Source organism: Mesorhizobium caraganae, from assembly GCF_016836705.1.
Lineage (GTDB): Bacteria > Pseudomonadota > Alphaproteobacteria > Rhizobiales > Rhizobiaceae > Mesorhizobium > Mesorhizobium caraganae.
On the sequence record NZ_JAFCGY010000001.1, the window covers coordinates 109,500 to 135,585 of the forward strand.

28 protein-coding genes are annotated in these 26,086 nt (G+C 62.8%); 13 read left to right on the plus strand and 15 right to left on the minus strand.

Translation table 11 applies throughout. The annotated features are described in order from the left end of the window. Positions 1-22: 22 nt before the first annotated feature. The 4 genes from JQK88_RS00540 to JQK88_RS00555 all read left to right on the plus strand — a co-directional run bounded on the left by JQK88_RS00540 (position 23) and on the right by JQK88_RS00555 (position 3,585). Entirely contained in the window at positions 23-895 is an 873-nt protein-coding gene (locus tag JQK88_RS00540; protein ID WP_203277162.1) for a cytochrome c1, read from the plus strand. A 126-nt stretch (positions 896-1,021) separates the two neighbouring features. Then, a complete protein-coding gene (locus JQK88_RS00545) occupies positions 1,022-1,717 on the plus strand; it encodes an acid phosphatase (protein ID WP_192257707.1) in 696 nt (231 codons plus the stop codon). 167 nt (positions 1,718-1,884) lie between these two features. Further along, positions 1,885-3,030 (plus strand): alpha-hydroxy acid oxidase, encoded by a 1,146-nt coding sequence (locus JQK88_RS00550; protein ID WP_203277163.1) that lies wholly within the window; start codon positions 1,885-1,887, stop codon positions 3,028-3,030. 9 nt (positions 3,031-3,039) lie between these two features. Further along, on the plus strand, positions 3,040-3,585 hold the full coding sequence (locus JQK88_RS00555; RefSeq protein WP_203277164.1) for an adenine phosphoribosyltransferase: 546 nt from the start codon (positions 3,040-3,042) through the stop codon (positions 3,583-3,585). 44 nt (positions 3,586-3,629) lie between these two features. On the opposite strand, the gene JQK88_RS00560 is transcribed toward JQK88_RS00555, so the two are convergent. The 7 genes from JQK88_RS00560 to JQK88_RS00590 form a co-directional block, all read right to left on the minus strand. Further along, positions 3,630-4,094, minus strand: a complete 465-nt coding sequence (locus tag JQK88_RS00560; protein ID WP_203277165.1) for a MaoC family dehydratase — start codon at positions 4,092-4,094, stop codon at positions 3,630-3,632. Next, positions 4,091-4,552 (minus strand): MaoC family dehydratase, encoded by a 462-nt coding sequence (locus JQK88_RS00565; protein ID WP_203277166.1) that lies wholly within the window; start codon positions 4,550-4,552, stop codon positions 4,091-4,093. The genes JQK88_RS00560 and JQK88_RS00565 overlap by 4 nt, the downstream gene beginning before the upstream one ends. 94 nt (positions 4,553-4,646) lie before the next feature. Then, positions 4,647-5,621, minus strand: coding sequence for a magnesium/cobalt transporter CorA (gene corA / locus JQK88_RS00570; protein ID WP_203277167.1), 975 nt, complete (start codon positions 5,619-5,621; stop codon positions 4,647-4,649). 213 nt (positions 5,622-5,834) lie between these two features. Continuing rightward, positions 5,835-6,938 (minus strand): redox-regulated ATPase YchF, encoded by a 1,104-nt coding sequence (gene ychF / locus JQK88_RS00575; RefSeq protein ID WP_203277168.1) that lies wholly within the window; start codon positions 6,936-6,938, stop codon positions 5,835-5,837. Between the two features lie 95 nt (positions 6,939-7,033). Further along, the gene (pth, locus tag JQK88_RS00580) at positions 7,034-7,774 is read right to left on the minus strand and encodes an aminoacyl-tRNA hydrolase (RefSeq protein ID WP_203277169.1); all 741 of its coding nucleotides are present in this window, start codon (positions 7,772-7,774) and stop codon (positions 7,034-7,036) included. Positions 7,775-7,795: 21 nt separating this feature from the next. After that, on the minus strand, positions 7,796-8,440 hold the full coding sequence (locus JQK88_RS00585) for a 50S ribosomal protein L25/general stress protein Ctc (RefSeq protein ID WP_192257720.1): 645 nt from the start codon (positions 8,438-8,440) through the stop codon (positions 7,796-7,798). A 336-nt stretch (positions 8,441-8,776) separates the two neighbouring features. Next, positions 8,777-9,814: a LacI family DNA-binding transcriptional regulator gene (locus tag JQK88_RS00590; protein WP_203277170.1), complete on the minus strand. Its 1,038-nt coding sequence runs from the start codon at positions 9,812-9,814 to the stop codon at positions 8,777-8,779. Between the two features lie 282 nt (positions 9,815-10,096). Between JQK88_RS00590 and JQK88_RS00595 the strand changes: the two genes are divergently transcribed. The 7 genes from JQK88_RS00595 to JQK88_RS00625 all read left to right on the plus strand — a co-directional run bounded on the left by JQK88_RS00595 (position 10,097) and on the right by JQK88_RS00625 (position 16,259). After that, on the plus strand, positions 10,097-11,116 hold the full coding sequence (locus JQK88_RS00595) for a sterol desaturase family protein (RefSeq protein ID WP_203277171.1): 1,020 nt from the start codon (positions 10,097-10,099) through the stop codon (positions 11,114-11,116). A gap of 97 nt (positions 11,117-11,213) precedes the next feature. Then, complete coding sequence (locus tag JQK88_RS00600) at positions 11,214-12,194, plus strand: sugar ABC transporter substrate-binding protein (protein ID WP_203277172.1); 981 nt, start codon at positions 11,214-11,216, stop codon at positions 12,192-12,194. Positions 12,195-12,448: 254 nt separating this feature from the next. After that, positions 12,449-13,450: an ABC transporter permease gene (locus JQK88_RS00605; RefSeq protein WP_203277919.1), complete on the plus strand. Its 1,002-nt coding sequence runs from the start codon at positions 12,449-12,451 to the stop codon at positions 13,448-13,450. After that, positions 13,450-14,241 (plus strand): ATP-binding cassette domain-containing protein, encoded by a 792-nt coding sequence (locus JQK88_RS00610; RefSeq protein ID WP_203277173.1) that lies wholly within the window; start codon positions 13,450-13,452, stop codon positions 14,239-14,241. The genes JQK88_RS00605 and JQK88_RS00610 overlap by 1 nt, the downstream gene beginning before the upstream one ends. 100 nt (positions 14,242-14,341) lie before the next feature. Further along, entirely contained in the window at positions 14,342-14,653 is a 312-nt protein-coding gene (locus tag JQK88_RS00615) for a MocE family 2Fe-2S type ferredoxin (RefSeq protein ID WP_203277174.1), read from the plus strand. A 1-nt stretch (position 14,654) separates the two neighbouring features. Beyond that, entirely contained in the window at positions 14,655-15,437 is a 783-nt protein-coding gene (locus JQK88_RS00620; protein WP_203277175.1) for a TIM barrel protein, read from the plus strand. Between the two features lie 9 nt (positions 15,438-15,446). Then, entirely contained in the window at positions 15,447-16,259 is an 813-nt protein-coding gene (locus JQK88_RS00625) for a 3-methyl-2-oxobutanoate hydroxymethyltransferase (protein ID WP_203277176.1), read from the plus strand. A gap of 16 nt (positions 16,260-16,275) precedes the next feature. Here the strand turns inward: JQK88_RS00625 and JQK88_RS00630 are convergent, their stop codons facing one another. Then, entirely contained in the window at positions 16,276-16,704 is a 429-nt protein-coding gene (locus JQK88_RS00630) for a MarR family winged helix-turn-helix transcriptional regulator (protein ID WP_203277177.1), read from the minus strand. A 151-nt stretch (positions 16,705-16,855) separates the two neighbouring features. On the opposite strand from JQK88_RS00630, the gene JQK88_RS00635 reads away from it, so the two are divergent. Then, positions 16,856-17,698 carry an alpha/beta fold hydrolase gene (locus tag JQK88_RS00635; protein WP_203277178.1) on the plus strand — a complete coding sequence of 281 codons (843 nt, stop codon included), beginning with the start codon at positions 16,856-16,858 and terminating at the stop codon, positions 17,696-17,698. A gap of 77 nt (positions 17,699-17,775) precedes the next feature. Here JQK88_RS00635 and JQK88_RS00640 read toward each other — a convergent pair whose 3' ends face one another. Next, the gene (locus tag JQK88_RS00640) at positions 17,776-18,690 is read right to left on the minus strand and encodes an alpha/beta fold hydrolase (RefSeq protein WP_203277179.1); all 915 of its coding nucleotides are present in this window, start codon (positions 18,688-18,690) and stop codon (positions 17,776-17,778) included. A 151-nt stretch (positions 18,691-18,841) separates the two neighbouring features. After that, positions 18,842-20,086, minus strand: coding sequence for an MFS transporter (locus JQK88_RS00645; protein ID WP_203277180.1), 1,245 nt, complete (start codon positions 20,084-20,086; stop codon positions 18,842-18,844). 181 nt (positions 20,087-20,267) lie between these two features. Between JQK88_RS00645 and JQK88_RS00650 the strand changes: the two genes are divergently transcribed. Then, on the plus strand, positions 20,268-21,146 hold the full coding sequence (locus JQK88_RS00650; protein WP_203277181.1) for an AraC family transcriptional regulator: 879 nt from the start codon (positions 20,268-20,270) through the stop codon (positions 21,144-21,146). Positions 21,147-21,245: 99 nt separating this feature from the next. Here the strand turns inward: JQK88_RS00650 and JQK88_RS00655 are convergent, their stop codons facing one another. The 5 genes from JQK88_RS00655 to pgeF all read right to left on the minus strand — a co-directional run bounded on the left by JQK88_RS00655 (position 21,246) and on the right by pgeF (position 26,025). Further along, the gene (locus JQK88_RS00655) at positions 21,246-22,217 is read right to left on the minus strand and encodes a Bug family tripartite tricarboxylate transporter substrate binding protein (protein WP_203277182.1); all 972 of its coding nucleotides are present in this window, start codon (positions 22,215-22,217) and stop codon (positions 21,246-21,248) included. Positions 22,218-22,327: 110 nt separating this feature from the next. Then, positions 22,328-23,263, minus strand: coding sequence for a ribose-phosphate pyrophosphokinase (locus JQK88_RS00660; protein ID WP_142869247.1), 936 nt, complete (start codon positions 23,261-23,263; stop codon positions 22,328-22,330). Positions 23,264-23,422: 159 nt separating this feature from the next. After that, positions 23,423-24,025 carry a hypothetical protein gene (locus JQK88_RS00665; RefSeq protein ID WP_203277183.1) on the minus strand — a complete coding sequence of 201 codons (603 nt, stop codon included), beginning with the start codon at positions 24,023-24,025 and terminating at the stop codon, positions 23,423-23,425. Positions 24,026-24,079: 54 nt separating this feature from the next. After that, positions 24,080-25,231, minus strand: coding sequence for a M24 family metallopeptidase (locus tag JQK88_RS00670; protein ID WP_203277184.1), 1,152 nt, complete (start codon positions 25,229-25,231; stop codon positions 24,080-24,082). Beyond that, on the minus strand, positions 25,231-26,025 hold the full coding sequence (pgeF, locus tag JQK88_RS00675; RefSeq protein ID WP_203277185.1) for a peptidoglycan editing factor PgeF: 795 nt from the start codon (positions 26,023-26,025) through the stop codon (positions 25,231-25,233). The genes JQK88_RS00670 and pgeF overlap by 1 nt, the downstream gene beginning before the upstream one ends. Positions 26,026-26,086: the final 61 nt, after the last annotated feature.

Below are 26,086 nucleotides of genomic sequence, written 5' to 3' on the forward strand. Positions count from 1 at the left end.
CGAGAATCTAAGGGGATTTGGCATGAAAAAGATTCTCACCTCGCTCGCCCTGCTTGGCCTATTGGCTGGCGGCATCGGAGCGGTCGGCAGCGCGGCGATGGCTGCTGAAGAGGCGCATAACGCGGCAGCACCGACGCATTTCCCGATCGACGAGCCCAAGGAAATGGACTGGAGCTTCGCCGGTCCGTTCGGCACCTATGACAAGGCGCAGCTGCAGCGCGGCCTGAAGGTCTACAAGGAAGTCTGCTCGGCCTGCCATTCGATGAACCTGGTGGCGTTCCGTACGCTGGAAGGCCTCGGCTATTCGGAAGCACAGGTGAAATCCTTTGCCGCCGAATACACCATCCATGACGGTCCCAACGATGCCGGCGACATGTTCGACCGGCCCGGTAAGCCGTCGGACCATTTCCCGGCGCCGTTCGCCAATGAGGAGGCGGCTGCCGCCTCCAACGGTGGCGCAGCCCCGCCCGACATGTCACTGCTGGCCAAGGCGCGCGGCGTCGAGCGCGGCTTCCCGCGCTTCGTCTTCGATATCTTCACCCAGTACGCCCAGGGCGGTCCGGATTACATTCATTCGCTGCTGACCGGCTACGACCAGACGCCGCCGGCAGGCATGGTGATCCCGGAAGGCACGCACTATAATCCCTACTTCATGTCCGGCGTGTCGCTGAAGATGCCGAAGCCGCTCTCCGACGGCCAGGTCACCTATGATGACGGCTCGCCGCAGACGGTCGATCAGTATTCCCGCGACGTGTCGGCTTTCCTGATGTGGGCGGCCGAGCCGCACTTGGAAGACCGCAAGAAGACGGGCTTTCGCGTATTGGTGTTCCTGTTGCTCTTCGGCGCCCTGGTTTATCTGACCAAGCGCAAAGTGTGGGAAGGCGTGGCGCACTAAGGCCAAGCAGCCTGCGATCAAGAAAGGGCGCCGAGAGGCGCCTTTTTGCTTTTCCGGAGGCGGGCATGTCACATGACCGTCACCACATCTGGCGATCCTGTGCCGCCCTCATCAAAGGATCGCACAATGAAAAGATACGCATCGCTCGCGGCAGGACTGCTGCTGCTCATCGTCGGCTCGGCCGCCCAGGCCGAAGACGCAAAGCCCTTCATCACCAACAAGGATGTCGACCTGACGATGATCCTGCCGCCGCCGCCGGCCAACGATTCGGCTGAGACCAAAGCCGAGCTCGGCGCGGTGCTGACGCTGCAGGTGACACGCACGCCCGAAATGGAGGCCAGCGCCATTGCCGACGCCGAGGAAGACGTCTGGCGCTTCACCAATGTCATGGGGCCGAACTTCAACAAAGAAAAGCTGCCGAAATTCTCAGCCTTCTTCGATCGCGTCGTGGCCACCGAAGGCGCCGTCGTCGATCCGGCCAAGGATGTCTGGAAGCGGCCGCGTCCGCATCAACTCAGCGACCTCGTCAAGCCGGCGGTCAAGCTGTCGAGCTCCGGTTCCTGGCCCTCGGGTCATGCCACGGTCGGCACCATGATGGGCATCATCCTTGCCGACATGGTTCCGGAAAGGCGCGCCGAGATCATGGCGCGTGCAGCCGAATACGCCCACAACCGTGTGGTCGGCGGCATCCACTATCCGTCCGATGTCGAGATGGGCAAGATTTCCGGTAGCGTTATCGCCGCCGTCCTGCTCAACCGCGACGACTTCAAGGCCGAGTACGACGTGGCCAAGGCCGAGCTGCGTTCCGACCTCGGTATGTAAGCTATTCCCAACAGTCGGTTTTCGACGGCAAGGGGCGCCAGCGGCGTCCCTTTTTCGTTCATGGCTGTGGCCAAGAGGCAGTTTGGCAATTCACCCGTTGGCATGGCGGCATCGGATTGATATTCGACGCAGCGAGCTTCTTGCGCCATGGCATTTGGAAATCGATGATGCGGCTACGCGACTGTCAAAACTTTTCCGATTTCCGGCGCATGGCGCAGCAGCGGCTGCCGGGGCCGATCTTCAACTACATTGACGGCGCGGCGGACGACGAGGTCACCTATCGCCGCAACACCGAGAGTTTCGAGCGCTGCGACCTCGTTCCCAATGTGCTGCGCGGTGTCAGCGAGATCGACATGTCGGTGACAGTGATGGGCCAGAAACTGGCCATGCCCGTCTACTGCTCGCCGACCGCCTTGCAGCGGCTGTTCCATCATCAGGGCGAGCGCGCGGTGGCCAAGGCTTCGGCCAAGTTCGGCACGATGTTCGGCGTGTCCTCGCTCGGCACGGTGAGCCTCGAGGAAGCGCGCAAGATCAGCAGCAGCCCGCAGGTCTACCAGTTCTATTTCCACCGGGATCGCGGCCTCAACCGGGCGATGATGCAGCGGGCCAAAGCGGTCGGCGTCGAGGTGATGATGCTGACCGTCGACAGCATCACTGGCGGTAACCGCGAGCGCGACAAGCGCACCGGCTTTGCCATTCCCTTCAAGCTCAACCTTGCCGGCATGCTGCAGTTTGCGCTCAAACCGGGCTGGGCGATCAACTATTTCACCCATGAGGGTTTCAAGCTGCCGCAGCTCGACGAGCATGTCGACATGGGCGGCGGCACGATGTCGATCAGCCGCTATTTTACCGAGATGCTCGATCCGTCGATGACCTGGGACGATGTCGCCGAGATGGTCAGGCTGTGGGGTGGTCCGTTCTGCCTCAAGGGCGTCATGTCGGTGGAGGATGCCAAACGCGCTGTCGAGATCGGCTGCAGCGGCATTGTGCTTTCAAACCATGGCGGCCGGCAGCTGGACGGCTCGCGGGCGGCCTTCGACCAGCTGGCCGAGATCGTCGACGCCGTCGGCGACAGAATAGACGTCATCATGGATGGCGGCGTGCAGCGCGGCACGCATGTGCTGAAGGCGCTGTCGCTCGGCGCCAAGGCTGTCGGCGTTGGGCGCTACTATCTGTTCCCGTTGGCGGCCGCCGGCCAGCCGGGCGTCGAGCGGGCGCTGGAGCAGATGCGGGTTGAGATCGAGCGCGGCATGAAGCTGATGGGCTGCAGTTCGATCGAACAATTGTCGCGCACGAATCTCCGTTTCAGGTAATCTCGGCTCATGAAATCCTCGCTCGAAGACACGCTGCTCGCCGCGATCCGCACCATTCCGGACTATCCCAAACCCGGCATCCTGTTTCGCGACATCACCACTTTGCTCGGCAATGCGCGCGCTTTCCGCCGCGCCATCGACGAGCTGGTGCATCCCTATGCCGGCCAGAAGGTCGACAAGATCGCCGGCATCGAGGCGCGCGGCTTCATCCTCGGCGGCGCCGTCGCGCACCAGCTTTCCGCCGGCTTCGTGCCGATCCGCAAGAAGGGCAAGCTGCCCTACGAGACGGTGCGCGTCGCCTATAGCCTGGAATACGGGCTGGACGAGATGGAGATGCACAAGGACGGCGTTGCGCCGGGCGAGAAGGTGATCCTGGTCGACGACCTGATCGCCACCGGCGGCACGGCGGAAGCAGCGATCAGGCTGCTCAGACAGATCGGCGCCGACATTCTTGCTGCATGCTTTGTCATCGACCTTCCGGACCTTGGCGGGCGGGCGAAGCTTGAGGCGCTGGGTGTGCCGGTGCGGACGTTGATCGGGTTTGAAGGACATTAGGCAGGGCACTTTTTCCCTTCTCCCCCTGTGGGACAAGGAAGAGGCTACCCTGCCTTCACCAGCACGGCGCTGTCGAATTCCAGCACCTTGTCGTCCGTCGAGTCGAACCCCTCCGAGCGCAGCGCGAGCAGCCGCCAGCCGGGGCGGGTGGCGAGGGGGCGGTGGGAGACGGCCGTGCGCATGAAGGTGACGGTTTCACCTGCATAGACCGGCTTTGGCCATTTCAGGTTCTTGAAGCCGGGCGAGGGGCCGAATTCGGGCACCGAGCCGGGACCGCTCCATCGCGTGGCGTCCAGCCTGCTTTCGAGATTGAGTTTCATCCAGGTGGCGGCGGTGTGCCAGCCTGAGGCGCAGAGGCCGCCGAAAACGCTTTTCTTCGCCGCCTCCTCGTCGACATGAAACGGTTGTGGATCGTATTTGCGGGCAAACGCCTTGATCGCCTCGGCGTCGAATGTGTGCGAGCCGAGATCGATGGTTTCGCCAATGCGGAAGAACGCGTCGAGGCTCATGCGCCGGCCTCGCGGGTCAGGAACATGACGGTGTTTTCGAGTTCGAAGACGCGCTCGCCACGCTGGTTGACCATTTCGCTGCGAAAGGTGACCAGACCGAGTTGGGGTCGTGACTTCGAAAGGCGCCTGGCGACCACACCAGTCCTGCCGCTGAGCGTGTCGCCGGCCAGCACCGGCTTCTTCCATTTGACTTGGTCGATGCCCGGCGCACCTTGCGCGGTCGAGTCGAGCAGGAAGGCGTCGCACAGCATGCGCATGAAGATCGCGCAGGTGTGCCAGCCGGAGGCGGCGAGCCCGCCAAGGATGCTGGCTTTGCCGGCCTCCTCGTCGAGATGCATCGGCTGCGGGTCGAACTCGGTGGCGAATTCGACGATTTCGGCCGCACTCACCTGCTTGGCGCCGAGGTCGATCGATGCGCCCTCGGTGAAATCCTCATAGGCCCAGGTCTTTCCAGTCATGATCCTAATCCAGTTCAAGATTGTACGATCACCGGGCATCCGGATGCCGTCCGGAGGGCGTTGGGTCAAGTGAATTCTGGTGATCCAGACCCGGTCAGAGCCAGCCGCGACGGCGGAAATACCAGAAGGGGAGGATCGCCGACAGGATCATCAGGCCGATGGCGAAGGGGTAGCCGAGCTGCCATTTCAGCTCCGGGATGACGTCGAAATTCATGCCGTAGATCGAAGCCACCAGCGTCGGCGGCAGGAAGATGACGGCGGCGACGGAGAAGATCTTGATGATGGCGTTCTGCTCGATCGAGATCATGCCCAGCGTCGCGTCGAGCAGGAACGAGATCTTCTGCGACAGGAAGGTGGCGTGGTCGGCGAGCGACAGCACGTCGCGCGATACGGTCTTGATGCGGGCGCGGACGTCCTTGCTCATCTTGATCTGGGTGGCGACATGGGCGAGGAAGCCGGAGAGGCGCTGCAGCGAGATCAGGCTGTCGCGGATCGATGAGGCGATGTCTTCCTTGCGGCCGATGGCCTTGAGCAGCTCCTGGAAATCGCGGTTGCGCTTGTTCACCTTGGTCGAGCGCGCCTCGAAGATGTCGCGCGAAATCGTCTCGATGTCGCGGCCGGCGCGTTCGAGAATATCGGCGAGCCGATCGACGATCGCCTCCAGCAGACCGATCAGGATGGTGTTGCCGGTGGTGCAGCCTGTCGCCACCTTCTCGGCGCGCAGCGGAAAGGTCTTGAACGCCTTCGGCTCATGATAGCGGATGGTGACCAGTCTCGGTCCGGCAAGCACGAAGGTGACCGGCGACATCAGCGGATCATCGATCTCGGTCTGCGCTGGCAAAGTGGCGGTCATGAAATAGGCGCCGTCCTCGATATAGAGGCGGCTCGAAATCTCGATCTCCTCCATCTCTTCGCGCGTCGGAATGGCAACGCCGAGCCAGGTCTCGATCGTGGCTTCCTCTTCCTTGGTCGGGTTGAGAAGGTCGGCCCAGACGACCTGATCGCCATTGGCCCCGAGATCGTCGGCGAGGCGCAGGCGGTCGTTGTCGACGACGAAGGCCTTGATCATCGCCGGTCTCCGTTGGTTAAGCCCAAGAGGTTTCGTTCGATAGCGATGGGTCTTGCGCACGCAGCCATTTCCCACGGAGACGGGCAGGTCGCATGCAGACGGCCTTAGACCCGGTGCCAAGGGCAGTCAAGCGAAGCAGCATGCGGGCTCTTCCACTTGACGCAGCTGTGATCGGCCGCGGTCAGCCCGCCGGCCGCGAGATACCTTGGCGCCTCAAGTATTGAACTTGAACAGCAGCACGTCGCCGTCCTGGACGACATATTCCTTGCCTTCGTCGCGCGCCTTGCCGGCTTCCTTGGCCGCCACTTCGCCGCCCAGCGTGATGTAGTCGTTATAGGCGATGGTCTGGGCGCGGATGAAGCCGCGCTCGAAATCGGTGTGGATGACGCCGGCTGCTTGCGGGGCCTTGTCGCCCTTGTGGATGGTCCAGGCGCGCGTCTCCTTCGGCCCGGCGGTGAAATAGGTGATCAGGTGCAACAGATCGTAGCCGGCGCGGATGACCTTGTTGAGGCCCGGTTCGTCGAGTCCGAGCGAGGACAGGAATTCCATCTCTTCCTCGTCCGAGAGCTGGGCGACTTCGGCCTCGATCGCGGCCGAGATTACCACGGTGCCAGCGCCCTGCGCGGTCGCCATCTTTTCCACGGCCTGGCTGTGCTCGTTGCCGGTGGCGGCGTCGGCTTCGGCGACGTTGCAAACATAGAGCACGGGATGCGAGGTCAAGAGGTTCAGCCCCTGCAGAATGCGCAGATCCTCGGCTGAAATGCCCTTGAGCAGGATGCGGGTCGGCTTGCCGGCCTGCAGCAATTCGAGTGCAGCCTCCATCATCGGCAAAACGGTGGTGGCTTCCTTGTCCTTGCTGCCGGCGCGCTTGCGGATCTGCACGATGCGGCGCAGGAGGCTGTCGAGGTCGGCAAGCATCAGTTCGGTCTCGACGGTCTCGGCGTCGGCGACAGGGTCGATGCGGCCCTCGACATGGGTGATGTCGTCATCCTCGAAGCAGCGCAGCACGTGCACGATGGCGTCGACCTCGCGGATGTTGGCGAGGAACTGGTTGCCCAGCCCTTCGCCCTTGGAGGCGCCTCGCACCAGGCCGGCAATATCGACGAACGAGATGCGGGTCGGGATGATCTCCTTCGACTTGGCGATCGCGGCGATCTTCTGCAGGCGCGGATCTGGCACCGCGACCTCGCCGGTGTTCGGTTCGATGGTGCAGAACGGATAGTTGGCGGCCTGCGCCGCCGCCGTCCTGGTCAACGCATTGAAAAGCGTCGACTTGCCGACGTTGGGCAAGCCAACGATGCCGCATTTGAAACCCATGTGTCCGGTCCTATCGGGAAAATAGAAATTTGATGAGGGCTATGGGCGATAGGGGTGAGGAACGTCAAGCCCTGCGGTCCCGATCCTATCGAGGCTCAGTCTTTCTTGCCGAACAGTTTCTTCAGCATGGCGGCCATCGGGCCGCTTTCGGGCAGCTTGGCCGGCGCCTGCTGCGGCCTTGCCTGGCGGATGTGGCTCTGGGCTTTCGGGCCTTGCGCCTTCGGCGCCTTGGCCGGCGGGCGGTCGTCATCGCCGGTCGGCACGAGCTTGTCGCGCAGAGCCAGCGTGATGCGGTTCATGAAGGAATTGTCGTCGCCCTTGGCCAGCAGCCCGGCATCGTCGGCAATGGTATCGAGCAGCACGTTCAGCCATTCGCGGTCGGCCTTGGCGAAATCGCCGAGTACATGGCCATGCACCATTTCCCTCACGCCGGGATGGCCGACACCGATGCGCACGCGGCGATAATTCTTGCCGATGTGCTGGTCGAGCGAGCGGATGCCGTTATGGCCGCCGGCGCCGCCGCCGACCTTGACCCGCAATTTGCCGGCCGGCAGGTCGATCTCGTCGTAAAAGACCGTCAGCGCCTCGGGGCCGAGCTTGTAGAAGCGCAAAGCTTCGCCAACCGCCTGTCCCGACAGGTTCATGAAGGTCTGCGGCTTGATCAGGAGAATCTTTTCGCCGGCAATCGTGCCTTCGGCGATCAGGCCCTGGAATTTCTTCGACCAGGGCGAAAAGGAATGGCGGCGGGCGATAGCGTCCGCCGCCATGAAGCCGACATTGTGCCGGTTATCAGCGTATTTCGCACCCGGATTGCCGAGGCCTGCAAAGACAAGCATCGTGCGCTCCGGGCCCGAAAATTACTTCTCTTCGGCAGCAGGAGCCGCCGCTTCGGGGGCTGCCGCTTCCGCCGTCTCTTCCGCCTCCGGCTTCATCGCCGAGGAACCGGCAATGGTCGCGATGGTGAAGTCGCGGTCGGAGATCACCGGCTTGACGCCGGCCGGCAGGGTCACCGCCGAGATGTGGATCGAATCGCCAATGTCGGCGCCGGTGAGATCGATGGTGATGAATTCCGGGATCGCATTGGCCGGGCAGTGGAACTCGACCTCGTGACGCACGATGTTGAGCACGCCGCCGCGCTTGATGCCGGGCGACTTGTCTTCATTGATGAAGTGGACAGGCACGTCGACATTGACCTCGGTGTCCTTGCCGATGCGCAGGAAGTCGACATGGACCGGGAAATCCTTGACCGGATCGAGCTGGAAATCCTTGGGCAGAACCTGGATTTTCTTGCCGTCGACATCGATCGTGGCGATCGTGGTCAAAAACCCGCCGCCATGGATTTTGTAGAAGACGTCCTTGTAGTTCAGCGCAATCGCCAGGGGAGGCTGCTTGTCGCCATAAATAACTGCAGGCACTTTACCGTTGCGGCGAACTGCACGGGCGGACCCCTTACCGACCTGTTCGCGCGCTTCGGCCTTGAGCTCGTAAGTATCGTGGCTCATGGCATTTCCTTTCGCGTGTTATGGAGCGTTTGCGGCGGGCAAATTGCCTGGACCGTAAACGTCGAAAGCCGCCATGCCTGGATATCCCAGAGAACGCAGCCGCTTTGACACGGAGCTTTGTTCGGGATCACCGGGGGAAGGCAGCCTTCCGCCGCGTTGCCTCCAAGGGTGTCTACGCGGGTGGCGGCTCTATAGCGGAAGGCGGGAAAGGGTGCAAGTCGCTGGCAATCGTCTGCTTTGCACCTTGATCGGACATTTCCAAGTCCAAAGCTGCCGTTGGCGCCAGAGCTAGGCCATTCCGGTCGCGTTGTGAACCCCGTCGGAGATATCCACCGCCTAGATATTCTCGCGTGTGTAGATCTCGAAGGGCAGGATGGTGGTGACGTTGCCGCTTTCGTCGGGCGCCGAGACGGCGCTGACCATGCCGGCCAGTGCTTCCTGCGCGATGCGGGCGAGCGGGTGCGAGATGACGAAGGTCAGCGTGCCGTCGAGCAGTGCCGGGCGGGTCGAGTCCATCAGTTCGTAGCCGACGACGACGATACTGCCGGCGCGGCCGGTGGAGCGGAGCGCAGCAATGGCGCCGGTGATGCCGCCGCCGGCGACATAAAGGCCGGACAGATCCGGATTTTCGTTGAGCAGCTTTTCGGTCATTTCCTGCGCGATCGCGCTCGATTCGAAGGTCAGCAGCGGCTCCAGCAGCGTGAAATCAGGCGCGTGCTCGCGGAAATGGGAGCGGAAACCGCTTTCGTTCATCTCCTGGCAGCGATAGCGATGATTGCCGACGAGGATGCCGAGCTTGCCGGGCGCCTTGCAGACATGCTCGAACACCCAGGCGGCGGTGCGCCCGACCTTCCAGTTGTCGAGGCCGATATAGTTGGCATGGCCTGTCGCCGAGATCTGTGAGATCAGCGCGAAGACCGGCACGTTGCGGGCCTGCAACGCATCGACCGCCTGGGTGACGAGAGGATGCACCGCGGCGACGACGCCGACGGCGTCGCACTCGGCGCCGAGCGCCAGCAGGCGGGCGGCGACGTTCTGCGGTGACAGATCGTCGAGAAACTCGGTGCGCAGCTCTATCTCGCAGTCAGGCATGGTCGGCGCCACCGCGCGCAGCGCCTCGGCGATGTTGCGATAGAAGGCGCGGCCGGGCTGGTGCAGCAGGAAGCCGAAGCGGTAGCGCGGCCTGGCGGCCGCTATGCGGCTGCGCAGCGCGCCCATGCCATAGAAGCCGATCTGCTCGGCCGCCAGCCTGACGCGCTCGCGCGTGCCCTGGCGGACAGCGCCGGCGCCGCTCAGCACCCGGTTGACGGTCGCCACCGAGACATTGGCCTCGGCGGCGACATCCCTGATCGTCGGCCGCTTGTTCTGATCCATTTCGTCTCATCCGTCTGTAGCAATTGATACGAAGATATCATTTTTCGCGCACGATTGATATGAATGACACAATCAATTTGGAATAAACATTCTATTCTTGATTCATTTTGGATCAAGATGTTTATCTCAGCAAAAGCAAGCAAGGCGGACGCACCGCCGGCCCAGGGATAGCAGCAGCAGCGGAGACGGGTTTTCGCCCACCGCCCCCGGCGGTGTCAGGCAGCGTGCGCGTGCGGGCCATGTCAGGCGTTGCGGGTGCGGCATTGCGGGTGGAGGATTGGCATGGACGATCTCAAATACGGCGCGCGCGACAAGCGCGGCGACTGGAAGCCGAACGGGCGCATCGAGGGCGCGCCGTTGTGGAACTGGCCACCTAGGCTGCCGAAAATCCTGGCATGGCTGCCCGGCTATATCTGGCCGTGGAATGCGTTCCATATGGCCACGGCGCTGATCTACTGGTTCTATGTCGTTCCGGGCGTCGAGACGATGAAGACGATCAGTTGGGGCTGGGCCCTGTGGCTCTATGCCGTCAACGCCGTGGCGATCCTGGTCTTCTACGGCATCTTCGAGTTGCGCTATTACATCAAGCGCGCCCAGGCGACGCGGTTCAAATACAACCACAAATTTCCAGGCGATGCGCCATCGGATGTGTTCTGGTTCCAGAGCCAGAACCTCGACAACTTCCTGCGCTCGTTCTTCATCACCATCCCGTTGTGGACCGTGGTCGAAGTCATTTTCCTGTGGTGCTTTGCCAATGGTTACGCACCATGGGTCAGCTGGTCGGATCATCCAGTCTACCTCGCCGCACTGGTGCTGATCGCGCCGGCCATCCACGAGGTGCACTTCTTCTTCATCCACCGCCTGATCCACTGGGGGCCGCTATATCGCTGGATCCATTCGGTCCATCACAATTCGATCAATCCCTCGCCCTGGTCGTCGCTGTCGATGCATCCGGTGGAAGGGTTCCTCTATCACGCGGTGGCCTTCTGGCACCTTGTCATCCCGTCAAATCCGATCGTTGCGCTGTTCCAACTGCATGTTGCGGGCTTCGGCGCCGTCAACGGTCATCTTGGTTTCGACAAGCTGGAAGTGGGCGACGACACGGCTGTCGATAGCCATGCCTACGCGCATTACCTGCACCACAAATATTTCGAGGTGAACTACGGCGGCGACGGGCTGATCCCGCTCGATCGCTGGTTCGGCACCTGGCACGACGGCACCAGAGAGGGCGACGCCATGATGGACGCCCGCTTCCAGAGAAAGAAGGAACGCATGAACGCCAAGGCCGCGGCGAACCATTGATCGCCTGACGCACGCGCAACGGGAGAGGGTGCGCGCCAGCAGATGAATTCACTGTTTTTCTAAATCCGTCGAACGACGGCAACTGGGAGGAGACGACATGAAGCGTACAACGAAACTCTTGACGGCGATGATGACAGCCGCCGTGCTGGCGACAGGCGCCACGGCCGCGATGGCCGACGGGGCGAAGATCTTCGTCATCGGCGGCAAGGCGGACGACCCGTTCTGGTCGAAGGTCAAGAAGGGCGCCGACGACGCCGGCAAGGTCGCCGAACTGACCGGCGGCTCGGTGACCTGGCTCGGTCCGCAGAACTACGACAATCTCGGCCCTGACGCGGCCAAGCTGATCCGCACCGCGCTCAGCCAGAAGCCGAGTGCGATCGTCGGTCCCGACTGGGTGCCCGAGGCCATGGATGACGCCTTCAAGGAAGTCGTCGCCGCGGGCGTGCCGCTCATCATCTACAATTCCGGTGGCATGGATGCAGCCAAGCGGCTCGGCGCCATGAACTATGTCGGCAATGAAGAATACACGGCCGGTCTGGGCGGTGGCGCCTATTTCGGCAACCACGGCGCCAAGAACGTGCTGTGCGTCAACACCTTGCCGGGCTCCACCAACACCGAAGACCGCTGCAAGGGCATCGCCGACGCCATCGGCAAGAGCGGCGGCAAATCGAGCCAGCTGCCGCTGCCTTCATCCAGCTTCGGCAACCCGACCGCGGTCGCCGAAGCGATCAAGGCCGCCGTGTTGAAAGACAATACGCTCGACGGTGTCATCACAATCAGCGCCGGCGACGCCAACAGCGCGGCCAACGCCATCAGCCAGGCCAGTGTCGGCGACAAGGTCAAGCTTGCGTCGTTCGACTTGGATGAAACCGGTCTGCAGCGCATCAAGGATGGCACACAATTGTTCGCTGTCGACCAGCAGCCCTATTTGCAAGGCTATCTCGCTGTGTCGCTGCTGAACGGCTTCGTCAATTATGGGCTGGACCTGCCGACGAAACCGGTGCTGACAGGGCCGGGGATCGTCGACGCAGCCAATGTCGCCGCGACGATGGGTGGCGCGGCGGCCGGCGCCCGGTAACGCTCCGCCTTGCCTTCTCCCCTTGTGGGAGAAGGTGGATCGGCGCGCAGCGCCGAGACGGTTGAGGGGTGCGTGACGGATCGCCGTCCTTGCCAAGCTGGAACACCCCTCATCCGTCGCCTGCGGCGACACCTTCTCCCACAAGGGGAGAAGGGGGAGCCATATTTCAAGCCACAACGCCAGGGACCGCGTCGATGACATCCCAAGCCCATCACCAACCCGCAATGGCAGCGACAGCGCCCCCGCACTCTTCGATGCCCTCGATCGGCAGCCTCGTGCGCCGGCCCGAAGTCGGCTCGCTGATCGGCATGATCGCAGTGCTGGTCTTCTTCTCGATCTTCGGCGGCTCCAATTTCCTGTCGGCCGGCGGGTCCGCCAGCTGGCTCAACGTCGCTTCGGAACTCGGCATCATCGCCCTCCCGGTGGGGCTGCTGATGATTGCCGGACACCTCGATCTCTCCATCGGGTCGATGATCCCGGCCAGCTCAATGACCATTGCCATCCTCTCGGGCCATTACGGGTTGCCGATCATCGTCGGCATCCTCGCGGCGCTCGGCCTCGGGCTGGCTGTCGGCTTCATCAACGGCGTCCTGGTGATCCGCACCAAGGTGCCGTCCTTCGTCGTTACGCTGGCAACGCTGTTCGCGCTGGCCGGCCTGACGCTCGGCCTCTCGGTCATCCTGTCCGGCAGCACGAGTGTGGCGCTGAAGAGCGGGCCGACCGCCAAGCTTTTGTTCGGCGACTATCTCGGCGGCAAGTTCCAGGTCACCTTGTTCTGGTGGATCGCCATCATCCTGATCGTCGGGTTCATCCTGAATTTCTCGCGCTTCGGCAACTGGATTCTGGCCATGGGCGGCGACGCCGTCAGCGCCCGCAATGCCGGCATCCCGACGGACCGGGTGACCATCGCGCTGTTCATGAGCAGCGGCCTGTGCGCAGCCTTCGTCGGCATGTCGCAGGCGATCCTCTACAACAGCGCTCAGGTGGCGGCGGGGCAGTCTTTCATCTTCAACTCGATCATCGCGGTGGTCATCGGCGGCGTGCTGCTGACCGGCGGCTACGGTTCGGTGGTCGGCATCGTCCTCGGCACGCTGACCTTCTCAATCGTCAACCAGGGCATTTTCTACACCGGTTTCGACGCCAACTGGGCAAGCCTGATCATCGGTGTCCTGCTGCTCGCCGCCGTGCTGATGAACAACACCTTCCGCACCATGGCGTTGACCTACGCGCCGCGCACCAGACAGAGGGTCCGCTGATGACAACGCCCTTGCTCAAGTTGACCGCAATCAACAAGTCGTTCGGTCCGATCGACGTCCTCCACGACATTTCGCTGGAGGTCAACGCAGGCGAGGTGCTGTGCCTGCTCGGCGACAATGGCGCCGGCAAATCCACGCTGATCAAGATCCTCTCCGGCGTCCACAAGCCGACATCGGGGACAATGGAAATGGACGGCAAGGCGGTCGAATTCGCCAGCCCGCGCGATGCCAGCGACCATGGCATCGCCACCGTCCACCAGTTTGGCGGGACGTTCGCACTGATGAGCATCGGCCGCTCCTTCTTCGTCGGCGCCGAGCCGACACGGCGCTGGGGGCCGCTCACCATCTATGACCGCAAGCGGGCCAACGAGATCGCCGTCACCGAGATGCGGCAGCTTGGCATTACCCGCATCGACGACGGTGACCGCCTGGTCGGTGGGCTGTCCGGGGGTGAACGCCAGGCGCTGGCCATCGCGCGCGCCGTGCATTTCGGCGCCAGCGTGCTGATCCTCGACGAGCCGACCGCGGCCCTTGGCGTCAAGGAGGCGGCGCACGTGCTGCGCATCGTGCTGCAGGCACGCCGCAAGGGCATCGCGGTCATCTTCATCACCCACAATGTCGTCCATGCGTTGACTGTCGGCGACCACTTCGCCGTGCTGATCAGGGGCTCCAAGGCCGCCGATTTCCGCAAGGGCGAGAAAAGCCGCGAAGCGATCACCGATCTGATGGCCGGCGGCGAGCAGATGGCAGAGCTTGAAGCCGAGATCGAGAGCTTCAGCGCAACACAGTGAAGACGCCCATCTCCTCCTCCCGGGCATCTTCCCGTGCGGCCGGCGGAATTCCGCCGGCCGCCTTTTCAACCAACCAGAGACAAGCTTGCAGGAACCGGCAATGGCAAAGTGGATTGATGCGTGTGCGACGGACGATATCGAGGAAGAGGATGTCATCCGCTTCGATCACGAAGGCCGGACCTTCGCCATCTTCCGTAGTCCGGACGATGCATTCTTCTGCACCGACGGGCTGTGCACGCATGAGAAGGTGCATCTCTGCGACGGGCTGGTTATGGAATACAGGATCGAGTGCCCGAAGCACAACGGCGTGTTCGATTACCGGACCGGCGAAGCGGTGCGCGCGCCGGTCTGCGTGAACCTTAAAACCTACAACACGAAGGTCGAGGACGGCCGCGTGTACATCGAGGTCTGACATGTCCGACAGTTTTACGCTTGCGGCTTGCGCCGAAATGCTTTGGCGCGACCGGCCGATGGAATTCCGCGTCAAGCGCCTCACCGAAATGGGCTTCCAGGTCGGCCTGTGGAACTGGCCCGAGCATGACCTCGCAATGCTGGAGAAATCCGGCGCCACCTTCTCGATCATGAACGGCTATCTGCGCGGCCGGCTGGCCGATGACGAGGGCGCCGCCGAACTGTTGAAGACGGCAAAGGAGACGGCGGCGGTCGGCAAGCGCCTCGGCGTCGCACGGCTCAATCTGCACGGCACCGGACTGGGCGAGGGCGGCCTGCCGGTCACACCTTGCGAGGCCGTCACCGGCGCGATGTGGCTCAAGGCGCGCGACACGCTGAACCGCGTGGCGGACCTCGCCGAGGCCGAGGGCGTGACCTTCACGCTGGAGAATTTGAACCTTCCGGTCGACCATCCCGGCGTGCCGTTTGGGCGCGCGGAAGACACGCTGGCGCTGGTGTCGAGCGTGAACCGGCCGGGACTGCGCCTCAATCTCGACCTCTACCATGCGCAGATCGGCGAAGGGAATTTGATCGAGCTCTGCCGCGCCTGCCTGCCATGGATCGGCGAGGTCCAGGTCGCCGATGTCCCGGGACGCATGGAGCCCGGCACCGGCGAGATCAACTACCGCGGCATCGCCCGTGCGCTGAAGGACATGGGCTATCGCGGACCCGTGGGCATGGAGGCGTTTGCCTCCGGTGATCCCGAGGCAGCCCTGCAGGCCTTCCGCGAAGCTTTCACCATCTGAGGAACGAGCATGGTCACCAAGAGTAGTCGCCCCACCGTCGCCGACATCCGCGCCATGAAGAGCCGCGGACAAAAAATCACCATGCTTTACGTCACGACGCTCGAAGAGGCGGCGGCAGCGGATGCGGCCGGCGTCGACATACTGTCGATCGAGGGCCGCTTCTTCTCACCAGCGATGCGCGAGGCGGCCGGCCGCTGTTTCGTGCAGGTCGGGCTGCCCTACGGCCCCGCCGGCGATCTGGTCACCGCAGAGGATTATCTCAAAACCGCCTACCACTTCATGCGCATCGGTGGCGACTGCTTCTACTGTGCCGCCTCGCTCGATATCCAGAAGGCGCTCTGCGACAACGCTGTACCGGTTGTCGCCCATGTCGGTCTGATCCCGTCGCAATGCACCTGGACTGGCGGCTTCAAGGCCGTCGGCAGGACCGCCGAGAGCGCGCGTGCGGTGTGGGATCATGTCAAGCGCCTGGAGGTCATTGGCTGCTTTGGCGCGGAGCTGGAGGTGGTGCCCGACCGGATTGGCGAGCTGATCACCAGGAATACGCCGATGATCATGCTTGGCATGGGCGCCGGGCCACATGCCGACGCGCAGTATCTTTTCAGCGAGGACGTGCTCGGCCACACCACCGGCCACAGACCGCGCCACGCCAAGACCTACCGCAACTTCGCCGCCGAGTATGAACGGCTGCAGCGCGAGCGTGTCGCCGCCTATCGCGAGTTCATCTCCGACGTGCAGACGGGCGCCTATCCCGAACAGCAGCACGTGGTCCCTATCACCGATACGGAGCTGTCCACTTTCAAGGCAGCTCTGGGGCTGTAGCGATTTTCAGGCCGGCCTAGCGGTCGCCGCTCAACGTGTCGCGCAGGGCCTGAATTTGCCGGTTCAGGGCATCCAGCTCTGCCAGCGTCATGCCCGAGCGCTCAATCAGGGTCTCGTTGAGGCAATTGCACTGGACGAGCAGGGTGCGGCCGGCTGGGGTCAGGTCGACCTGCACCTGGCGCTCATCGGTGTGCCTGCGCTGGCGGGTGACGAGACCTGCCTGCTCCATGCGCTTGACCAGCGGCGTGATCGTGCTCGATTCCAACGCAAGCCTGTGCGCAATAGAGCCGACCGACATGCCGTCGGCCTCGGCAAGCGCGTTGAGCACGAGGTATTGCGGATAGGTGATGCCCATCTCGTCCAGCATCGGTTTGTAGGTGCGGTTGATCGCCATGCTGGTGGCGTAGAGGGTGAAACAGAGCTGGTTGTCCAATGGGAGAGGCACGACACATTCCTTTGCCGACTGAGCGTTTCGATATGTACCACGAAAAATAATATCGCGATACATATTTTCTGTAGACAAGGGTTTCAGTCTGCGATACTCATATCTTTATCGCGATATTGATTATCGCGAAACGTAATAAACGGAGATTGAGATGACCAAACCCGGCAGCAGCACGATCACCACGAAGGACGGTACCGAGATTTTCTACAAGGATTGGGGGACCGGCCAGCCCATCGTTTTCCATCACGGCTGGCCGCTGAGCAGCGACGACTGGGACGCCCAGATGCTGTTCTTCCTGTCGAAGGGTTACCGCGTCATTGCCCATGACCGGCGCGGCCATGGCCGCTCGACGCAGACCGATACGGGCAACGAGATGGACACTTATGCCGCCGATGTCGCCGAACTTGCGGCGCATCTCGACCTCAAGGGCGCCATCCATGTCGGCCATTCCACCGGTGGCGGCGAAGTGGCGCGCTATGTCGCGAAGTACGGCTCAGGCGGCCGTGTGGCCAAGGCTGTCCTGATTGGCGCTGTGCCGCCGATCATGCTGAAGACGCCGGCCAATCCCGGCGGCCTGCCGATCGAGGTCTTCGACGGTTTCCGCTCCGCACAGGCCGCCAACCGCGCCCAGTTCTTCCACGATGTTGCGGCTGGCCCGTTCTACGGCTTCAACCGTCCCGGCGCCCAAGTCTCGCAGGCTGTGGTCGAAAATTGGTGGCGCCAGGGCATGATGGGCGGCACCAAGGCGCATTATGATTGCATCAAGGCGTTCTCGGAAACCGACTTCACCGACGATCTGAAGGCCATCGACGTGCCGGTGCTGGTCATGCATGGCGACGACGACCAGATCGTTCCGATCGCGGACTCGGCGCTGCTGTCGGTCAAGCTGCTCAAGAAGGGTGAGCTCAAGGTCTACAAGGGCTTCCCGCATGGCATGGCCACCACCCACGCCGACGTCATCAACGCCGACCTCCTGGCCTTCATCAAGGCCTAATACTTTCGACTCGGAATAGGCAAGGCACCCGCCATCAGGCGGGTGCCTTGTGCTTTCATCGAAATGTCCGCGAGGCCTTATTTGGCGAGAAAACCCGTGATCAACTTGACGGTGGCGTCGGGGTTTTCCTCCATGATCCAGTGACCGGAGTCGGGCACGATGCCACCCGCGACATCGGTCGCAACAAGCCGCAGGATATCGGCCTGCGTGGTGCCGGCGGATTTTTCCCCGCCAACAGCCAGCACCGGCATGGTCAGTTTGCCACCAGCGGCGAGCATCGCCTGGTTGTCGATCGCGTCCTGGTCAAAGGCCTTGAACTGCTCGAACGCGTCATGCATCGCATGCGGGCGGGCATAGAGTTTGGCGTAGTGCTTGCGCGTTGCCTCGTCGATCTTCTTGGGGTCGGCCGACAGCTCGTTGTAGAAGCGATCGAGATAGATGCGCTCGCGCCCTGCGACCAGCCGCTCCATATCCGGGCCGCGGAAGTTGAAGTGCCAAAGCAGCGGGCTTTGCTTGATCTTTTCCCAGTCGCCGATGCCGGGCAGCGGCGCATCGATGATGACCCATTTGGTGATGCGCTTGGGATATTGCGCGGCAAGCGCATAGCCGACCATGTTGCCGATGTCGTGGGTGACCAGGTCTGCCTTGTCGATCTTAAGCGCGTCCATCACCCCGGCGATGTCGACGGCCTGGTTCTTCTTGGTGTAGCCGGCTTCCGGGTGGGCAGACAGACCCATGCCGCGCAGGTCCGGCACGATGACGGTGTGGTCCTTCGCAAGCGCCACCGCCGCAGCGCCCCACATGTCTCCGGTATCGGCGAAGCCGTGCAGCAGCACGACAGCGGGACCCTTTCCGCCGACGCGCACATAGAGTTTGGTGCCGTTGGTTTCGACGGACTGCGTCTTGAAACCTGGCGGAAAAGGAACGATGCGTGCCGTAGCCTGCACGGTAACAAGAAGCACGCCCAACACGGCCAACACGATCTTGCGCATATCATTCTCCAGAGACGTTGAGGATCTGTGGCAGCGTCGCCCCGCGCACACGTTTCGAACACTAACAGGCTTTTCACCTGGCGCATGGGAAAGAATCAATAAGGGCGTGGCAGCTGCCACGCCCTTATGTCGAGTCCTGGAGATCGGTGTCTTAGCTGGCTATCGCCTGCGCCTTCCTGGCTTCCTTCATGTTGGGCAGGAACACCGTCAGCAGGCCGAGCAGCGGGAGATACGAGCAGACCTGGAAGACGAAATCGATGCCCTTCATGTCGGCAACGACGCCGAGCACGGCGGCCGCGATGCCGCCCATACCGAAGGCGAAGCCGAAGAAGATGCCGGCGATCGTGCCGACGCGCCCCGGCACCAGTTCCTGTGCAAACACAACGATGTTGGAGAAGGCCGAGGACAGGATCAGGCCGATCAGCACCGTCAGTACCATCGTCCATTCGAAATTGGCGTAAGGCAGCGCCAGCGTGAACGGCAGCACGCCGACGATCGAGAACCAGATCATCGCCTTCTGGCCATAGCGGTCGCCGAACGGGCCGCCGAGCAGGATGCCCAGCGCCGAGGCGCCGAGGAACAGGAACAACATGACCTGGCTCATCTGCACCGAAAGGCCGAACTTATGGATGGAATAGAAGGTGTAGTAGCTGGAGAGCGATGCGATGTAGGCGTTCTTGGTCAGCACCAGCAGCGTCAGCACCGCCAGCGCTCCCATGACCTTTTTACGCGGGAAGGGCGAGACGAAGCTTGCCGCCTTGCGGCTACCCTGCGCGGCGCGCATCCGGCTGTACCAGCCGCCGACCCGCGACAGAACGATGATGCCGATCAGCGAGCCAACGGCGAACCAGGAGATGCTGGTCTGGCCGAAGGGCACGACGATGAAGGCAGCGAGCAGCGGCCCCATCGACTGGCCGAAATTGCCGCCGACCTGGAACAGCGATTGCGCCAGGCCAAAGCGGCCGCCCGAGGCGAAACGGGCAATGCGCGAGGATTCCGGATGGAAGATCGCCGAGCCGATGCCGATTAGCGAGGCGCCGACCAGAAGCAGCGCATAGTGGCCGGCATAGGCGAGCACGATCAGGCCGATCAGCGAGGACGCCATGCCATAGGGCAGGGAATAGGGCATTGGCCGCTTGTCGGTGATCATGCCGATGATCGGCTGCAGCAGCGACGCCGTGACCTGGAAGGTGAAGGTCAAAAGACCGATTTGCCAGAAATCGAGACCGTAATTCTCTTTCAGCAGCGGATAGATCGCCGGCAGCAGCGACTGCATGATGTCGTTGATGCCGTGGCAAAAGCTCACCGCAAGGATGACGGTGAAGGCGGTTGCCTGGACTGAAGGGAGGCTGGCGCTCGGCTGCGGCGCAATGCTGGCGGCTGTCGTATCGGTCAAGGCAGGCTCCGAGGTCTTTTTGGCGGGCGTTTGCCCGCAGGCAGGCTTGGCGGCCGCATCTTGCGGACCGTCTTAAGGACGCTCGTCTGAAGCGCCTTGGGGGACGACTGCCTTATAAGCCGCTTGCGAGGCGACTTCTTTCGTGGTTTGGTCCAATAGTTTCGCAAGTGGGCCATAGCCAATGCCACATGGCAGGGACGTCTTCCGCGCCGGTAATGCCGATCTCGGCCGATTGCACGAAAGCCGCTGGCAATGGCTCGAGGAAGTTTCCGGGCCGGCGGTGGCTTTGCCGACCGAATATCCCGACGGTTATCATGTGCCGCAACACCGCCACAGCCGCAGCCAGTTGCTGCATGCGCTGGTCGGTGTCGTGCTGGTGACGACCCGGTACGGGCGCTGGATGGTGCCGCCCGACCACGCAATGTGGATACCGGCCGGCACCGAGCATTCCGTCGAAATGCTGGGTGATGTTTCGATGCGCTCCGTCTATGTCATGCCGGGCGCGATCCCCGGGCTGCCGGAAGGTTTGCGCGTCGTCGGCGTCACCGAACTGATGCACAGCCTGATCGTCGAATCAGAAAAGCTGCCTCAAGGCGGCGAACTGGAAGGACGCGGCGGGCTGATCATGAACCTGCTGTTGCATGAAATCCCGATCTTGCCGGAGCGGCCGCTCGGGCTGCCGTTCCCGTCCGATCCAAGGCTGGCAGCGCTCTGCCGGCGCTTTGTCGCCGCACCGTCTCCGCATGCCACGATCGACGAGTGGGCCGATGCCGCCGGGATGAGCCGGCGCTCTTTCACCCGGGCCTTCCATCGCCAGACCGGGCTGTCACTGTCGACATGGCGCCAACAGGCCTGTCTGTTCGCGGCGCTGCCCAGGCTCGCTGACGGCGAGCCGATCACCAGGGTGGCGCTCGACCTCGGCTATGACAGCGTGCCGGCCTTCATCACCATGTTCAAGCGCATGCTCGGCGCCTCGCCGCGCGGCTATATGCGCGGCGCGCGCGACAGTGGCGAAGCTTTGCGGCGAGCCCCGCCTCGGCTTGAGGCTCCGGCACCATAGAGCGGGTCACCGTTTCACGGAAACGATGACCCGCTCTATCTCTTTGGTTTTACGCAATTCCGGAGGGAAAACCGCTTCACACTTTTCCTGGAATTGCTTTTAGTCCATCTGGACGCCGCTGGCCTTGACGATCGGCTCCCATTTGGCGAGCTCGGCTTTCACATGCGCGCCAAGCTCTTCCGGGGTGGAGGCCACGATCGAGGCGCTGAACTGGGCCATGCGGGCAACCACGTCCGGATCTTTCAGGGATTCAATTGCCGCTTTCTGAAGCACGGCGATCACTTCCGTTGGCGTGCCCGCAGGTGCGAACAGAGCGTTCCAGCTGTAGGTTTCATAGCCGGGGATGGTCTCGGCAATGGCCGGTATGTCAGGGAAGGAGGGAACGCGCTCCTTGGTGGTAACGCCGAGCGCTCTCAGCGTTCCGCTCTTGATATGCCCTGACGAGGACGGAAGGTTGTCGAACATCATCGGCACCTGATTCCCGATGACGTCGTTCAAGGCCGGTCCGGCGCCCTTGTAGGGAATGTGCTGCATGCTGACGCCGGCCATCGTCTTGAAAAGCTCGCCGGAGAGATGGAGCGGGGTGCCATTGCCTGATGAGGCGTAGGCGTATTTGTCCGGGTCCTTCTTCAGCATCTCGATCAGTTCCTTGACGTCCTTGGCGGGGAACTCGGGGTTCACGACGAGGACGTTCGGCACCAGGACAAGCAGCGATATCGGCGCGAAATCCTTCTCCGCGTCATAGGGCTTTGTCTTCAGGATCAGAGGGTTGAGCGCGTGTGTGGCAACTGTGCCCATGAGGATTGTGTAGCCGTCGGGTTCGGCCCGAGCGACCTGGGCAGCACCAATGCTGCCGCCGGCTCCGCCGACATTTTCGACGACAATCTGCTGGCCGAGTTTTTCGGACATCTTGTTGGCGACGAGGCGCGCGACCAGATCCGTGGAGCCGCCGGCGGAAAAGGGGACGACCATTGTGATGGTCCGATCCGGAAAATCGGCGGCCCAGGCCGCCGGTGCCGAAAAGGCGGCCGCGATGGAAACCGCAAGTCCGAGCAAAGTCCTACGCCGCATCTGCTACTCCTCCATTGTTTGGAGGGGCAGTATGCCATGCTAAGCGCGTCAGGAGAAACGTCTGCTTCCCGCAACAGTGCAGATTACGGGCCGCTAATGTGTGCGTCCGCTTAGTCGAACAGGCTCGACACGGACTCTTCGGTCGCCGTGCGCGAGATCGCCTCGCCCATCAGGTCGGCGATGGAGATGACGCGGATGTTCGGCGCGTCGAGCACGCCCTGCGTCGGCTGGATGGAATCGGTGATCACCAATTCCTGCAGCTTCGAGCCGGCGATACGGGCCACCGCGCCGCCCGACAGCACGCCATGGGTGATGTAGGCAGTGACGCTGGTGGCGCCGTTGGCGAGCAGAGCATCGGCGGCGTTGCACAGCGTGCCGCCGGAATCGACGATGTCGTCGATCAAGAGGCAATCCTTGCCGGCGACCGCGCCGATGATGTTCATCACTTCGGATTCGCCGGGGCGTTCGCGGCGCTTGTCGACGATGGCCAGTTGGGCGTCGAAACGCTTGGCCAGCGCACGGGCGCGGACCACGCCACCGATATCGGGCGAGACGACGACGACATTGGCAAGCTGCTTGTATTTCGCCTTCACGTCGCGTGCCATCACCGGCACCGAGAACAGATTGTCGGTCGGAATGTCGAAAAAGCCCTGGATCTGGCCGGCATGGAGATCGAGCGTCAAAACGCGGTCGACACCGGCGCGGGTGATCATGTTGGCGACCAACTTGGCCGAAATGGGCGTGCGGCCCGAGGCGCGGCGATCCTGCCTGGCGTAGCCGAAATAGGGGATGACCGCGGTGATGCGCTTGGCCGAGGAGCGCATGAAGGCGTCGATCATGATGAGCAGTTCCATCAGATGATCGTTGGTCGGAAATGAGGTCGACTGCAGGATGAAGACATCCTCGCCGCGCACGTTTTCCTGGATTTCGACGAAGATTTCCTGATCGGCGAAACGTCTGACGCTGGCCTTGCCCAGCGGGACGTTGAGATAGCGGGCGACCGCTTCGGCCAGCACCCGGTTGGAATTGCCCGCGAAAAGCTTCATGCACCGTTCCTGGCGAAGGATAGAGAGGCCCGACAGACTCTCGAAAGCCTCTTAACCGGGCTTTTAGCGAGCCGTGCCGGTATTGCAAGCCTCGTCAACCGGAATCCGCCGGCTAATCTCAAAAACGTCAACGCATGACGGATGCCGGCAACAGGCGGATCAACCGGCGCTGCTGCCGAGCCAGGCCGAGAACTGGTCGATCGTCTGGTCGGCGATTGCCTGCATGGTGGCGGGGGCGACGGCGGGCCAGCCTTCGGCGCCACTGACTGAGGCCGCCTTCTGCTGGCCGTTGATGCGGTGCAGCCGGTTGCCGGCGGGGTCATAGACGTCCCAGACATAGATGACGGTGGTGTCCTTGCCTTCCGTCATGGTCGAGAAGTAGCCCTTCAGCACATGGGTGGCTGTCTGATCGGTGCTGCCGGCAAGGGTGATGCCGCGCTGCCTGGCGCGGGTCTGGAGTTCGGCTGTCAGCGGCGTTGCCGCTTCCACCGAGGCGCCGACGATCGGCGCGATCTGCAGCCGCGTCTTCGACAGGGCGGCGGCGGCCTGCGCAGGGTTGGCGGGTGTCGTGGGTGCAGCCGGCGACGATGGCGCCGGCGTGGCAGTGGCGGTGCCTGGGGTTGCCGACGGAGGCTGGGCCGGTTGGGCAGAGGCTGCCGGCGGCGTGATGGCGGACGGTTCGAGGACGTCCTTGGCGTTGGTGCAACCGGCCAGCACAAGCGCCGCGAGCAATGACACGGTCGTCACACGCGATCGTCTCATCTGCCCGAAACTCCTTAGCCGTGAACGCCGCCGCGTGGACCAACCATTATGGATTCACTGTACGATCAAGTCGAGATCATGGCGCGAAAGCGGCTTCGGCTGGGATTCGGTGGTCAGGTAGGTGCGGCCAAGCGTCATTGCCGTCTCGGTTTCGGAGTCCATGATGATCATGTGCGCGAACAGCGTCATGTTGGGCGCGATCGGCTCTGGATTGCCCTGGTAGAACATCGGCATGTCCATCCAGGACGGGGTGAAGCGGGCGCCGACCGAGTAGCCGCAGGCGTTGAGCCGGTGCTTGGTCAAATTATGCGCTTCCAGCGTGCGGGCATGGGCGTCGAAGACGTCGCCGAAGGTGTTGCCCGGCGTCATCGCCTTCTCGACCGCCAGCAGGGCGGCGCGGGCGGCGTCGAACAGCTCCTGATGGCGCTTCGACACCTTGCCGGTCAGCACGGTGCGCATCATAGGTGCGTGATAGTGGTGGAAGACGCCGGCCCATTCGAGCGTCAGCTGGTCGTTCTTGGTGAGTTTGCGGCGCCCGGCCTTGTAACGGCAGAGCAGTGCGTCGATGCCCGAGCCGATGATGAATTCATTGGCCGGGTAGTCGCCGCCGCCGGCAAAGACTGCGCCCTGCATGGCGGCAAGGATCAGCGCCTCATCGCTGCCCTGCTTGATCAGCGGCAGGGCCGCGTCGAGCGCGTCATCGGATAGATTGGCGGCCTTTTCGGCCTTGGCGATTTCGGCAGGGCTCTTGAACAGGCGCAGACGGCCGACAATGCCGGAGGCGTCGGCGATCTGGCCAAAGGTCTGCAACTGCTCGTCGACGCGGCGGCCATTGAAGGCGGTCAGGCCATGGGTGTCGTATTCGACGCCGATGCGGGCGCCGAGCAGATTGAGGTCGTTGAGCAGGTTGCGCAGGTCGATCGCCGGGTTGGCGCCGTCGCGGTCGGTCCACAGGACGATCTTGTCGATGATCGAGGTGTGGCGCGCCTGGCGCAGATCGGCCGACCGGGTCAAAAGCACCATCGAGCCATCGGCCTTTACCACCAGGCACTGGAAGAAGCAGAAGCCGAACGTGTCGTAGCCGGTCAGCCAGTACATGCTCTCCTGGGCGAAGAGCAGCACTGCGTCGAGCTTCTTCTCGGTCATCTCGATCATCAGCCGGTCACGCCGGGCGTCAAACTCCGAACGTTCGAAATGCAGCGCCATTATTCATTCTCCAAAACAATTGCCGAAACCTGCCGACCGTAGTCCGGTTCCTTGCGATGCGTGGTGCGCCGGTAGGAATAGAAGAGATCCTCCTCGGCATAAGTACAGCGGCCGAGCCCCTCGGCGATCACGCCAGCCTTTTTCAGCCGGTCGACCGTATAGAGGTTGAGGTCGAACATCGAATGCCCCGGATTGGCCGAAGGGATGAAATAGCTGATGTTTTCGGCATCGGCTTCGACAAAACGGGCGACGAATTCCGGCCCGACTTCGTAGTTTTCAGGACCGATGGAAGGGCCGAGAACCGCAACGATGCGCTCGCGGCGGGCGCCGAGGCTTTCCATCGCGGCAATGGTGTTTTCAAGCACGCCGGTGAAAGCGCCCTTCCAGCCGGCATGCGCCGCGCCGATGACGCGCGCCTCTGCATCGGCAAACAGTACCGGGCCGCAATCGGCCGTCGAGGCGCCGATGGCGATGCCCGGCCGGCCGGTGACGACGGCGTCGGCCTTGGGCCGTGGACCGGGGAAGGGTTCGTTCACGATGACGACGTCGGGCGAGTGAACCTGATGCGCAGTCAAGAGATGGCTGGCCGGCACGCCCATCCAGGCAGCGACGCGGCGGCGGTTCTCGGCGACCAGCGTCTGGTCGTCATCCGAGCCGGTGCCGATGTTGAGCCCTTGGTAGATGCCGCTGGAGACACCGCCGATACGGGTGAAGTAGCCATGGCGGATGCCTCGCGGCTTCGCCGCTTCCAGAAGCGGCGAGCGAACAGGATCCGGTTTGGTCTGATTCAGCATGGATGGGTTTGTTGTCCGCGCCAGCGCTTTCGTCAAGGCGAAGTTCGGCCAAGCATTTGCG